A 12,228-nucleotide genomic window follows, 5' to 3' on the forward strand; every position below is an offset into this window, starting at 1 on the left:
CGGCGGGATCTCGATCCCGCAGGGCCGCACGGCGTCCACCCTTTGACCGGTCCCGAGCCTCTCGCGAACGGCAGATGGGGGCGTCCCGCGCGGCCGGTGGGAGCGGGAACGGCCCAGGCATCTTCGCTTGTGCGCGTCAGTGTGGGAGTGGCGGCGGGTCCACCGGGCCCGCGCAGCCGGGGCATTCGCCCGGCTCGGGGCGCGGTAGGCGCGGTCGCAGGCTTCGCGGTTCTGCAATGGGTCGGGACGGGTGAGCGGCGCCGTGGGGGAGCGGAGGAGGAAGCTGTTCGGTGAGCCGGTGGGGGCTCCGCTCCGGCCGCGGCGACGCCGTGGCGTACACCTGCTCCGGCGTCGATGAACCGGCCGGCGCTGCGCAGGGCGGAGGGTATCGCCCATCGAGAGCGCCCCTTCGCAGGAGTGCGGGCAGGGCGCGCCCTCAGCTGAAGCGGGCGTCGCCCCATACCGCGCGGCATGTGCCGTTCACCTTTCCGGTGGGGCTGTCGACGCCGTTCACCGTGATTGTCAGACGGCCGGCGCCGCCGATCTTCTCGACCACTTCGCGCGTCTGACCAACCGGGAGAGTAAATCCGCTGTCCACGGGATTTCCGTCGAAGGAAACCTGGAAGAACACCGTGCACCCGCTCTCCGTCCTCTCGTCGAGCCCGACCGTGGCACGGAATTCCTTCTTGCCCGCGGGGACGTTGTACGTCACCGTCTTGGCGCCCCCGTTGAACGAGTTGAGCGAGAAGATGACGCTGTTCCCGTACGTCGTCCGCTGCACCGTCGCGGCGCCCGTGTGCTTGTAGTTCCCCAGACCTCCCACGGGGTCGAGATCCGACAGGTACGAGGTGACGGGTCCGGGCGGCGACTGCGGGTCGGCGGACGATCCTGCCGCGCCGCCGCTGCCGCCCGGCCCCTCGTCGCCGTTCTCACCCGGCGGGGACGGTTCGTCCGCGCCGGGTGAGGGAGACGCGGACGAGGTCTCCTCGGAGGGAGGCGGGGCGGGCGTGGTCCCGTCCGCGGAGGGGAGCGTCGCGACGGAGGACGGGGAACCCGCCACCTTGTCGCTGCCGTCGTTCCCTTCAGGCCCGTACTTGAGAAACAGTGCCACGAGCGCGCCGATGACGGCCGCGGCGACGGCGCCGACCACGGCACCGTCCTTGAGATACGAGTGCCGTCCACCTGAACCGCCGGGACTGTTCGAAGTCACCATGCCCCCTGTCCGAGATCCTGCTTTGACGTAGCGTCAGCTCGAATGAGCAGATAGTACAGATGATGGTGGGATTGTTCCCTCGAATCGTCATTAATGGATTCATCTTCGCGAGGGAGGACCGACGCGCGTTCGTGGGGGCCGTACCTGGCCTGCCTTCGGAACGCGGCGTTGTGAAGCCGTCGCGCCCGTTTCGTGCGCGATCGACGTCGATAAGATCCGTCGTGGCCCCATGTGTTGGGGAGATCGGAACATCGACCGAGTGGGAGTGCCAGGCATGCGTGGAGGCAGCGTCGCCGTCGTCGGCGGCAGCATAGCGGGGTGTGCCACGGCTCTGGCCGTGTCCCGCGGCGGAGCCGGGAAAGTCACCGTCTTCGAGCGGGCCGACGCCCAACTCCGGGACAGGGGAGTCGGGATCGCCCTCCACAACGACCGGTACGACGAGCTCCAGAGCGCCGGATACGTCGCCGCCGAGATGCCGTGGGCGCCGCTGACCCGGCGGGTGTGGAGCGTGCGGGACGGCGAGACGGAGCACGGACGGGCCGTCGGTGAGCAGCCGTTCCCGTTCCGCGCCTACAACTGGGGTTCCCTGTGGGGCGAGTTGCGGCGCCGGGTGCCCGAAGAGGTCGACTACCGGTCCGGCGCGCTCGTCAGCGCGGTGGAGCCCGACTCGGACGGCGTGACCCTCCAACTCGCCGACGGACAGCGGGAACGCTACGACGCCGTGATCGGGGCGGACGGCTACCGCTCCGTCGTGCGCGACGCCATGTTCCCCGGGCTCAGCGCGACGTACGCCGGGTACATCGGCTGGCGCGGCACCTCGGCGGACGTCGCGGACCTGCCCTCCGACGGCAACGACGCGCACAACGTGGTCTTCCCCGGCGGCCACTGCATGATCTACCGGATCCCCGACGGCGTCGGCGGACACCGGCTCAACTGGGTGCTCTACACCGCCCCGCCGGAGTCCGAGGACCTCCACCCGGACCTGAGGACACCGACCTCGCTGCCGCCCGGCCGGCTCAACTCGGCGCTCACCGCGCACCTCCGGGCCCTCGTCGCGGACAACTTCCCGCCGTACTGGGCGGCCCGGGTGCTCCGTACGCCCGCCGAGACCACGTTCATCCAGCCCATCTACGACCTTCAGGTGCCGCAGTACACCTCCGAGCGGATGCTGCTGGTCGGCGACGCCGCCAGCGTGGCCCGGCCGCACATCGGCGGCGGCAGCGTGAAGGCGCTCCAGGACGCGACCGCCCTGGAGGCGGCGGCGGTGGCCGGGGGGAGCTGGAAGGAGATCGCGGAGGCGTACGACACCAACCGCGGCGCCGTCGGCGCCTCGCTGGTCGCGCTGGCCCGCAGGATGGGCAGCGCGCAGGTGGAGAACACGCCGGAGTGGGGGGCGATGGGGCAGCCGGAGTTCGACGCGTGGTGGCAGGCGCAGAACAGTGGGTCCGACCGGAACAGCGGGTTCGGTGGGCACCGGCTGAAGTGACGTGAGCGGCTCACCGGGGCCGCCCGGTGGGCCGGTTCGTCCTCAATCGCCGGACGGGCTGGAGTGGCCCGCCGTGTTGGCTTGGTTGGCCGGCCGGGCGGGGCGGTTGGGTTCCGGCCGGTGGTGGGTGTCCTCAATCGCCGGGCGGGCTGGGGTGGCCCGACGGGCGGGCTTGCCCGCGGTCCGGCCGGCGATGGAGGACAACGGAGTCAGTGCGGCGTGGGGCGGGTCGGGGTCAGTTCCAGGGACTCGTGGAGTCGTGACGGGTCCGCGCGGGCGTCCTCGCCCGACATCCGCAGGGTCGGGCGGCCCGAGGTGAGGACCGTGATCGCGCGGGCGCACTCCGCCGCCTGCGTGGGGCTCGGTGAGACCAGCAGCACCGCGATCCCCTCCTCCGCCAGGGTGCCGACCAGCTCGTAGACCTGCTTGACCAGACCGGGCGCCAGCCCCTCCGTCGGCTCGTCCATCAGCAGCACGCTCGGCGAGCCGAGCAGCGCACGCGCCAGGGCGAGCATCTGCTGCTCGCCGCCGGACAGGTCCGTGCCCCGGTTGCCCCGGCGCTCACCCAGCCGGGGCAACAGCTCCAGCACCCGCGCCGGGGTCCACGCGCTGGGCCGCGTCGCGTCGCCGCGGCGCGGCGGGCGGTAGGAGAGCCGCAGGTGCTCCGCGACGGTGAGCCCGGCGAAGACCCGGCGGCCCTGCGGTACGAGGCCGATCCCGGCGCGCGCCACCCGGTGCGCGGGCTGCCCGGTCATGTCCCGGCCGTTGAGCCGTACCGAGCCGGCGGACGGGCGGATGAACCCCGCCACGCTGTGGACGAGGGTGGTCTTGCCCGCCCCGTTGTGGCCCACGATCGCGTGGACGGAGCCGGCGGGGACGGTCAGATCGATGTCGTGCAGGACGGTGCCGCCGTGGTAGCCCGCCGTCAGGCCGGTGAGTTCCAGCATCGGTGGTCGGTCACCCTCTCGCTTCTGCGGTGTCGCGTACGGCGCTGTCCTTGCCGCCGCCGGTGCCGTCGCCGCCGGTGCCACCGGTGCCACCGGTGCCACCGGTGGCGTGATAGGCGTCGCGGACCTCCGGATGGGCGAGCGCCTCGGCGGTGGGGCCGGTGATCAGGACCCGTCCGGCCGCCAACACGGTCACCGTCTCGGCGAGTTCGGCGACGACCTCGACGTGGTGCTCCACCAGGATGACGGCCACGCTGTCCGGGAGGCCGCCCAGGATCGTGAGCAGACGGCCGATGTCGCCGTCGGTCAGCCCGGCGGCCGGTTCGTCGAGCAGCAGCAGGCGTGGGTCGCCCGCGAGGGCCGCCGCGAGGTCGAGCATGCGGCGCTGGCCGTGGGAGAGGTCGGCAGCGGGCCTGCGGGCCGAGTCGGCGAGGCCGACGGCCTCCAGGTGGCGCTCCGCGGACTCGGCGTGCTGCCGGTAGCGGGAGGGCCGCCGCCACGCGCCCCGGCGCAGCGGGTGGTGCCGCCAGCCGGCCAGCACGATGTTGTCCAGCACGGTCAACTCGCCTATGACGGAAGGCTGTTGAAAGCTGCGGGCGATGCCGAGACGGCTGCGTTTGGCGGTGGCCGTACGGGTGATGTCGGCGCCGCTCAGGGCGATGGTGCCCTGGTCGGGGCGGTCGGTACCGGCGATGAGGTTGAGCAGGGTGGTCTTGCCGGCGCCGTTGGGCCCGATGACGGCGTGCCGTGCTCCGGCGGGGAGCCGGAGGCTGACGTCGTCGACGGCGGTGAGGCTCCCGTACCGCCGGAGGAGGTTCTTCAGGTCCAGTACCGGCGCCGTGGCCGGCGTGTTGGCTGTCATGGGGCGACCTTCCCTGCCGGAGCGCTGTCGTGGCCGGACGGGTGACGGTCGGTCCTGGCCGCTCCCCGTCCGCCGGAACCGGGCCCGGCGCGCAGTCCTGCCAGACCGCGCGGGAGCAGGTAGACGGCGGCGACGAACAGGACGCCGAGCAGCAGATGGCCGTGGCCGGGCCATGAACTGGCCACCCAGTCGCGGGTGCTGACGATCAGTCCGGCGCCGATCAGGGCGCCGACCACGGAGGTGTTGCCGCCGATGACGGCCGCCAGCAGCGCGAACGCCGCGATCTCGAAACCGACGTCGGCGGGGGAGAGGTACTGCTGCACGGTGACCATGACCGAGCCGCCGACCCCGGCGAGCGCGCCGGCGCCGATGTGCGCCATCAGCAGGTAGCGCCCGACGGGGTGACCGGAGGCGCGCATGCGGGCCTCGGCGTTACGGGTGCCGGTCAGCAGCTTTCCGGCGGGGGAACGCAGCACGAGCAGGGTGACGCAGACGGCGACGACCCCGACGGCGAGCGCGTAGTTGTAGACCTCGCTCTCGTCGACCATCCCCTCGCCGCCCCAGAGCGCCTGCGTGGCCGGGAAGCCGACGAGGCCGTCGGCGCCGCCGGTCACGGACTTGAGCTGGTTGATCGCCGCGCTCGCCAGCTCGCCGATGGCGAGGGTGATCATCAGGACCGTGGTCCCACGGGCTCTGATCACCGCAGGCCCCGTCACCAGGGAGAACAGCGCGGCGGCGATCGCCGCGACGACGATCTGGACCGGGCCGACCGTCCAGCCGGCGTCGGCGAGATTCGCGGTGGCGTACGCGCCGACGGCGAACGGCGCCGTCTGGCCCAGGGTCGGCAGCCCGGCATAGCCGGTCAGGATCGTGACGCTGACCGCGAGCAGCCCGAGGGCGAGCGCGGAGCCGGCCAGCGAGATGGTGTAGGCGTCGAGCAGTGTCGGCAGGGCGATGAGTACGCCGAGCAGGACGAGGAGCGGAGCGGCCCGGCGCACCCGCGAGGCGAGGTCGCCGTCGCCGCCGCCCCGGAGCAGCCACGGCAACATGCCACGGCCCCCGGACCGGCCCACTTCGGCCTGACCGGCGCCGGTCCCGGACGCGAGCGCCCCGGACCGGACACCACCGGACGGGGCCGCGTTCGCGGCACCCGCTCCCCGCCCCTTGAACGACGCGGAGAGCCGTCGCCGCAGCCACTCGACCGGGTCCGCGCCACCGTCCCCGCCGCCGTGCGCCCCCGACGTCGCCGGTTCGGTGACCTGCGAGCGCAGGATCAGTACGGCGGCCATGGCCGCGAACAGCAGGTACGGCGCCCAGTCCGGCGCCACCGAGACACCGAGCGTCTGCACCTGGCCGACGGCGATCGCCGCGAACAGCGTGGTCCACAGCGACCGCAGCCCGCCCAGCACGACGACCACGAGCGAGAGCATCAGCACGGTGTCGGCCGTGCCGGCGCCCGGCCCGATGATGGGCGCGCCGAGCACCCCGGCGGCCCCCGCCAGCGCCCCGGCGGCCACCAGGACACCGGTGTGCACGGCGCGGGGGCTGTGCCCGGTGGTGGCCAGCATCTGCGGGTCGTCGGCGGAGGCCCGTACGGCGGCGCCCACCCGGGTCCGGGTGAGCACCCACGTACCGAAGGCCGCCAGCAGCACGGCCATGAGGATGAAGCAGAGCCGGTACGCGGGGTACCGGTGGCCCAGCAGCGTCACCGAGGAGTCGAGCGCCTCGGGGACGCGTACCGGTAGCTCGTCGGCTCCGAAGAACTCGATGAGCAGATTGCCGCCGATCAGGGCGAGCCCGAACGTCAGCAGTGCTTGTGCGAGATGCCCACGACGGGCCAGGGGGATGGTCGCTGCGGACAGACCGGCCCCGGCGGCGGCAGCCGCCGCGGTTCCGGCCGCCAGTCCGACGGCGAGTCCGCCCCAGGTCCCGTCACTCAACTCGGCACCGGTATAGGCGCCGATCGCGTACAGCGTGCCGTGTGACAGGTTCAGCACGCCCGCGGTGCCGAAGGCGAGACTCAGGCCGGCGGCGACGACGAACAGCAGCAGCCCGTAGGCCACGCCGTCCACCGCCGGCACGAAGTGGGCATCAAGGAGATTCATCTCAGCTGCCGAGGGTCGCCAGGTCCTGGACCATGACGTTGGCCAGCTGGTCACCGTCCTTGCGTACCTGGCGCAGGTACCACTGCTGCACCGGCGAGTGCGCCTTGTCGCCGAACTCCCAGTTGCCGCGAGGGCTGTTGATCTGGCCGAGACCGCCGATGGCGTCGTTGATGGCCTCCGGCGTCACGTCGCCCTTCTTGGCGGCGTCGCTGATCGCCTGGTCCAGCACGGCGGCCGCGTCGTACGAGGCCATGGCGAAGGTCGTCGGCTGGGTCTCGTGCTTGGCGGTCCAGTCGGCGGCGAACTTGCGGTTGGCCTCGTTGTCGAGGTCGGCCGCGTAGTTCAGGACCGAGTAGACGTCCTTCGCCGCGTCACCCTGAGCCTGGAGCACACTGCCCTCGGTGACGAAGGCCGTGTACAGCGGCAGGTCGGCGACGTCCGACTGCGCGTACTGCTTGGCGAAGTCGATGGCGGCCTTGCCGGCGTAGAAGCAGTACACCGCCTTCGCGTCCGTCTTGGCGATGTCGGCGAAGTACGGCAGGAAGTTCGTGGTCTTCGGGAACGGCGTCCACTTGGTCTTGCCGTCCGGGTTGGCCAGCTCGCCGCCGACCTTCTTGAACTCGTCCGTGAAGCCGCGCAGTTCGTCGTAGCCACCCTGGTAGTCCGGGCCGATCGCGTAGACCGGGCCGTCCACCTTCTCCTTGATGTACGGGGCGATGGCCTTGCCCGGCTCGTCGGAGAGGAAGCTCGTCGTCCAGATGTACTTCGTGTCCTTGACGAGGGGGCGGGCGTTCGAGCCGAGCAGCGGGATCTTGGCCTGGTCGATCAGCGGCAGCACCGCGTTGACCGAACCGCCGCCGACCAGGCCGGTCAGCGCGTCGACCTTGTCCTTCTTGATCAGCTTGGTGGCCGCGGGGACGGCGGTCGGCGGACCGTCGCCCTCGTCCGCCACGATCAGCTCGACCTCACGGCCGCCCAGCTTGTTGTCATGCGTCGCCAGGTACAGCTCGAAGCCCTTGCGCAGCTCCGTGCCGACGGGCTCGTAGGTGCCTGACAGCGAAGCCACCAGGCCGATCTTCACAGTGTCGTCGCCGGCGCCGCTGTCGCCGCTGCACCCGGTGACGGCAGCCAGGCCGAGTGCGAGGGCGGCTGCGCCGACCGGCCGGACTCTGCTGCGGCCACGTATGGATATGTCGAAGAACATGAGGGCTCTCATCGCGATGGAGGAAAAAACGGACGGGAACGAGCGGAACACCACGTACGGCAAACGAACCGGACGGTGGGGCCTGCACGACCCGGACGTCAGCGGGAGGGCTGGGCGTCCGTGTCGCGGATCTGGGGGCTCAGGGAGTCGCCGACCTGGTTGATCAGTTCGGACATCATGTAGCTGACCTCGCCGATGTCCGCGTCCCTGGTGGTCGTGACCAGCAGGGACGCGCCGCTGGAGACGGCCATCGAGAACATGTAACCGCCCTCCATGGCGGTCAGGCTGTGCTCGACAGGGTCGGTGTTCGTCAACTGGGCAGCGGCGGAGAGCAGGTTGACGACACCCGACGCGATGGCAGCCAGTCGGTCGGCGTCGTCACGCTCCACCCCGGTGTAGGCCAGTGCGAGTCCGTCCACGGACACGGCTATCGCCTGGGTGACCTCCGGGATGCGCCCGGCGAATCCGCTGAGGATCCAGCTGAGGTCGTTGGGTGAGGTGGTCATTTTTTGCTCCGTTGGGTGTCGTCGTCGGTGGCGGAGCGCCCGCGGTGGCTCGTGCTCCTGTTGATCCCCTGGGCGTAGGCCGCCAGGACGTCAGAGACTTGCCGGGAGTCCCGACGGCGGGGCGACGGCTTGGGGGCGGAGCCGGATCGCTGCTCCGCACCGTCGCGTTTGCCCAGGGTGGGCCACTGCTTGGGTGTGTTGCGCTGCCGCAGTGGCAGTCCCGAGGAGCTGACTCCGGCGATACGGGAGACCGGCTCCGCGTGAACGGGGTGCTGGGAAGGCGCGTTGGAGCGCTCGCGGTCGTCGGCGGGGGACCCCTTCGCCCCGTCCGAACCGCGTGAGCCGTCGGAACCGCGTGAGCCGTCGGAACCGCGTGAGCCGTCACGGGAGGACCCGGCGGAGCCGCTGTCCCCTCCCGGGTTGTAGTCGCCCGCCGCGGCGGCGTCGCCGTTCCTGCCGATGCCGATGCCGATGCCGCTCCGGCCGGCCGGAGCCCCCGCGCCCGCTCCCGCTCCCGCCGACTGGCGGCGGAGCGGTCCGGGACCGGTGATCGGGCGCGGCGTCTCGTAGCGCACGCCGGGGCGCTCACCGAGCGCGCCCTGCGCGGGCGGCGCGGTCTCCTGCGGAGCCGCCGCCAGCACGTTCGCGGGCAGGGTGACCTCGGCGATCGTGCCCGGTCCGGAGGAGTCGCGCAGTTCGACAACGATGCCGTGCCGGGCGGCGAGCCGCGCGACCACGTGCAGACCCATGGACCGTACGTCGCCGATGCCGGCCTTCGGCTCCAGCAGACCCTTGTTGAGGCTGGCGCGCCGTTCGGCGGTGATGCCCACGCCCTCGTCGACGATCTGTACGACGGCCCGGTCCCACAGACGCCAGACCGCGACCCCGACCTGCTTGTCCGGGGGCGAGAAGCGCGTCGCGTTGTCGAGGAGTTCGGCCAGGATGTGCGCCACGTCGTGGACCACACGCGCGGCGATGCCGATGCCCGACTCGATGACACCGAGGGAGACCCGGTCGAAGCGCTCGATCTGCTGCGCGGCGGCCACGATCACCGTCGAGCAGGAGATGTCGGCGGACCGTACCCGGCCGTGCCCGTAGCCACCCAGCACCAGCAGGTTGTTGGTGTTGCGCTCCATTCGGATGGCCAGGTGGTCGAGCGCGAAGAGGGTCTTCATGCGCTCGGGGTCGGCCTCGTCGCGCTGCACCGCGTCCAGCTCGGACACCATGACGGTGGTCAACTGCGCTCCCCTGCGGGCGACACCGACCAGCGTCTCGGCGAACTGCTCGTGGATGTGGGCCTGTTGGGCCGCGAGGCGGACGGCTTCGTGGTGAACGGCGTTGAACGCCTCACCGACCTCGCCGATCTCGTCCAGACCCGTGGTCTTGACCGGGTTGCCCGACCGCTCGGCGACCTGCTCGGGTGTGGCGCCGCTGAGCGCGCCGGGCTGGGACAGCTCCGTCATGACCCGCGGCAGACCCGTGTGCGCCACCTCGTGAGCGGCGTTGCGCAGGTCCCGCAGCCGGCGGATCATCACGCGGCCGAGCCTGATGGCGACGACGACCGCGCTGATGAGCGTGAGCAGCACCAGCGCCACCTCGGCGCCGGCCAGCCAGGCGAGCGAGGTGCGCGTCTCGGTGACCGTCTTGAGCACGGACTCGTCGATACGGCTCTCGACCGACCGCAGGATCGCCTGCCGGTCGGCCGTCGCCTGCTGCCACTTCTTGGGAGAGACGGTGAGTTCCTGGTCCGGCGCGGTGCGCGCCACCTGGTCCTCCAGCCGGCGTGCCTCAAGGGCCTTGGGACCGGAGAGCGTGCGCTCCAGCCAGGTCCGCCACTGCACCGGACCCAGGTCGAACAGGGCGCCCGTCGCTTCGGTGTAGCCGATCCTGGTGGCCTCGAAGGTCCGCTTGGACGCCTCGGTGAAGCCGCCCGTGGCCTGCGCCTTCATGACCGCGACCTGCTGCTGGCCCATGTGCTCGGAGGCCCGCGACAGCGCGGCGGCGGCGCGGATCCGGTCGGCGACCTCGGCGTCGACACCGTCGGCCTGGGCGATGCCGTCGCGGTAGTCGATCAGGTCGGCGATCACGATCCGGTAGCCGAACGTCAGCGCCGTGACGGTGCTCCCTCCGGAACGCACCTGGGCGCGCAGGGAGGGCATTTCACCGATGAAGCGGTCGATCCGGTCCAGAGCGGCCTGCGCGGTGCCCGGAACGGACGACAAGCTGCCGATCTTTGAACGGAATTGGGCGACACTCTTGTCCGTCGCGTTGGAGGTTTCGCGGAACGAGTCCGGATCGCCCTGGGTGGAGACCAAGGCGGTGGCCGCTGCCCGCTCGCGCTGCAAGTGATGGGTCAACTCGCTTACGGAGGAGGCGACATCGACCATGGCGGTGAGGCGGTTGGCCTGCAGTGCCTGGTTGGTCGCGGGAGCGAGGGCCAGCACCGCGAAGGTGACGGCCACTACGAGCGGCACGGTGACCAGCAGGACGAGGCGACGATTGATTTTCACTGCGCGGCTCCATCGCCGGAACCGGTGCTGAGTATCGGTGACACGCAGATACCTATTAACGGGTTGGGGGGTGTCGGTGGGGATCGCGAGTAGATCGTGTGCAACGTTACGGAAGGGACTGGCGAGGCCCCCGTGGCGCGGCTTGATCCTATGCCGTAGCACCTCGTTACGGATGCGTGCATCCTCGAAAAATGCAGGTGCCTAACAGGCCACGAACGGTCCAACTCGGCCACAATCAACGCCCGAAGCACCTCTCGGAGCCGTAAGCGGAATCGCCGAATCGTTTCAACTCCAGCGCAATTGGCCAGCCCACAGGCGTTTCTGGCCCCTCATGGCGCCAACTACCGGAATGTACATGGGTAGTTCGGCGTGGCGACTTGACTGGAGGTGCGGTCCTCGGAATGTCGTTGCCGAAGGGTTAGATCATCGGTCCTGAACAGGCGTGCCACGGGCGGCATTTCGGTCACAACCGCACACCTGACGAGTTCCTCCACACGGCATTCACTCAAGTGACAAACCGTCAACCGGTCCTTCCCCGAACGGAGGTGCCGGGACGGTGGGAAGGACACACCGACCGCCCGGCGCCGAACCGTGGCCGCACATGACAACAGGCCCCCCGATCAGACGCGTGGTCTGAAAGGAAGGCCTGTTCGGCACCTTGAATACGGTGCCCCCGGCAGGATTCGAACCTGCGCACCCGGCTCCGGAGGCCGATGCTCTATCCCCTGAGCTACGGGGGCGTGTCGCCGTGGACCTTGGCGACGGGTAAAACCCTACCAGCCCCCGTGGGGTCGTCGTGAACAGGTATTTGCCGTGAGGCGTCGCGCCGCCCCGCGCCGGCCGGTGCCCCACGCGGGGTGAGAAGTGGGGAAAACCCGGACGCGGCCCGGGAGGCCGACCTACTCTCGTGTGGTGTCTGGCGCGTCAGGCCGGGTGCTCGTTGTCGACGACAACAGGGTCATCCGGCAGTTGATCAGGGTCAACCTTGAGCTGGAGGGCTTCGAGGTCGTGACCGCGGCCGATGGTGCCGAGTGTCTGGACGTCGTCCACCGGGTCAGGCCCGATGTGATCACCCTCGACATCGTCATGCCGCGCCTCGACGGCATCCGCACCGCCGCCCGTCTGCGGGCCGATCCGCTGACCTCGCACCTGCCCGTCGCGATCATCAGCGCCTGTACGCGGTACGAGGTGGAGACCGGCATCGTCGCGGGCGTGGACGCCTTCCTCGCCAAGCCGTTCGAGCCCGCCGACCTCGTCAGGGTCGTACGCCGGCTGATGCGCCGGGAGAGCCCGTCGCTGGACGACAGGTACGAGGCGGGGCGCGCCGGCAGCACGCCCGGAAGCGCGCGCGGCTGACGGCCCCGCGGGCCGGCCGGATCCGTGCAGGTGCCCGCA

At 71.0% G+C, this 12,228-nt stretch carries 9 protein-coding genes and 1 tRNA gene; 2 read left to right on the forward strand and 8 right to left on the reverse strand.

The genetic code is table 11. From position 1 onward, the window contains the following. Positions 1-436: 436 nt before the first annotated feature. On the reverse strand, positions 437-1,213 hold the full coding sequence (locus SSPS47_RS23460) for an NPCBM/NEW2 domain-containing protein (RefSeq protein ID WP_164252758.1): 777 nt from the start codon (positions 1,211-1,213) through the stop codon (positions 437-439). 274 nt (positions 1,214-1,487) lie between these two features. Here SSPS47_RS23460 and SSPS47_RS23465 point away from each other — a divergent pair, with 274 nt between their 5' ends. Next, complete coding sequence (locus tag SSPS47_RS23465; RefSeq protein ID WP_164252759.1) at positions 1,488-2,699, forward strand: FAD-dependent monooxygenase; 1,212 nt, start codon at positions 1,488-1,490, stop codon at positions 2,697-2,699. Positions 2,700-2,908: 209 nt separating this feature from the next. On the opposite strand, the gene SSPS47_RS23470 is transcribed toward SSPS47_RS23465, so the two are convergent. The 7 genes from SSPS47_RS23470 to SSPS47_RS23500 form a co-directional block, all read right to left on the reverse strand. After that, on the reverse strand, positions 2,909-3,646 hold the full coding sequence (locus tag SSPS47_RS23470; RefSeq protein ID WP_164252760.1) for an ABC transporter ATP-binding protein: 738 nt from the start codon (positions 3,644-3,646) through the stop codon (positions 2,909-2,911). Between the two features lie 10 nt (positions 3,647-3,656). Then, positions 3,657-4,508 carry an ABC transporter ATP-binding protein gene (locus tag SSPS47_RS23475; RefSeq protein WP_164252761.1) on the reverse strand — a complete coding sequence of 284 codons (852 nt, stop codon included), beginning with the start codon at positions 4,506-4,508 and terminating at the stop codon, positions 3,657-3,659. Next, complete coding sequence (locus SSPS47_RS23480) at positions 4,505-6,613, reverse strand: ABC transporter permease (RefSeq protein WP_164252762.1); 2,109 nt, start codon at positions 6,611-6,613, stop codon at positions 4,505-4,507. The genes SSPS47_RS23475 and SSPS47_RS23480 overlap by 4 nt, the downstream gene beginning before the upstream one ends. Before the next feature lies 1 nt (position 6,614). Beyond that, positions 6,615-7,817, reverse strand: coding sequence for an ABC transporter substrate-binding protein (locus SSPS47_RS23485; protein WP_164252763.1), 1,203 nt, complete (start codon positions 7,815-7,817; stop codon positions 6,615-6,617). 98 nt (positions 7,818-7,915) lie between these two features. After that, positions 7,916-8,323, reverse strand: coding sequence for a roadblock/LC7 domain-containing protein (locus tag SSPS47_RS23490; RefSeq protein WP_164252764.1), 408 nt, complete (start codon positions 8,321-8,323; stop codon positions 7,916-7,918). Beyond that, entirely contained in the window at positions 8,320-10,833 is a 2,514-nt protein-coding gene (locus SSPS47_RS23495; protein ID WP_164252765.1) for a sensor histidine kinase, read from the reverse strand. The genes SSPS47_RS23490 and SSPS47_RS23495 overlap by 4 nt, the downstream gene beginning before the upstream one ends. Positions 10,834-11,501: 668 nt before the next feature. Continuing rightward, a tRNA-Arg gene (locus SSPS47_RS23500) sits at positions 11,502-11,573 on the reverse strand. 124 nt (positions 11,574-11,697) lie between these two features. Here SSPS47_RS23500 and SSPS47_RS23505 point away from each other — a divergent pair. After that, positions 11,698-12,189: a response regulator gene (locus SSPS47_RS23505; RefSeq protein WP_164252766.1), complete on the forward strand. Its 492-nt coding sequence runs from the start codon at positions 11,698-11,700 to the stop codon at positions 12,187-12,189. The last annotated feature ends 39 nt before the right edge of the window (positions 12,190-12,228 follow it).

The sequence above is a fragment of the Streptomyces sp. S4.7 genome, from assembly GCF_010384365.1.
GTDB lineage: Bacteria > Actinomycetota > Actinomycetes > Streptomycetales > Streptomycetaceae > Streptomyces.

Excerpts from the sequence above, each read along its gene's own strand:
- SSPS47_RS23460 (WP_164252758.1), bottom strand. The coding sequence starts at position 1,213 with ATGGTGACTTCGAACAGTCCCGGCGGTTCAGGTGGACGGCACTCGTAT.
- SSPS47_RS23465 (WP_164252759.1), top strand. The coding sequence starts at position 1,488 with ATGCGTGGAGGCAGCGTCGCCGTCGTCGGCGGCAGCATAGCGGGGTGT.
- SSPS47_RS23470 (WP_164252760.1), bottom strand. The coding sequence starts at position 3,646 with ATGCTGGAACTCACCGGCCTGACGGCGGGCTACCACGGCGGCACCGTC.
- SSPS47_RS23475 (WP_164252761.1), bottom strand. The coding sequence starts at position 4,508 with ATGACAGCCAACACGCCGGCCACGGCGCCGGTACTGGACCTGAAGAAC.
- SSPS47_RS23480 (WP_164252762.1), bottom strand. The coding sequence starts at position 6,613 with ATGAATCTCCTTGATGCCCACTTCGTGCCGGCGGTGGACGGCGTGGCC.
- SSPS47_RS23485 (WP_164252763.1), bottom strand. The coding sequence starts at position 7,817 with ATGTTCTTCGACATATCCATACGTGGCCGCAGCAGAGTCCGGCCGGTC.
- SSPS47_RS23490 (WP_164252764.1), bottom strand. The coding sequence starts at position 8,323 with ATGACCACCTCACCCAACGACCTCAGCTGGATCCTCAGCGGATTCGCC.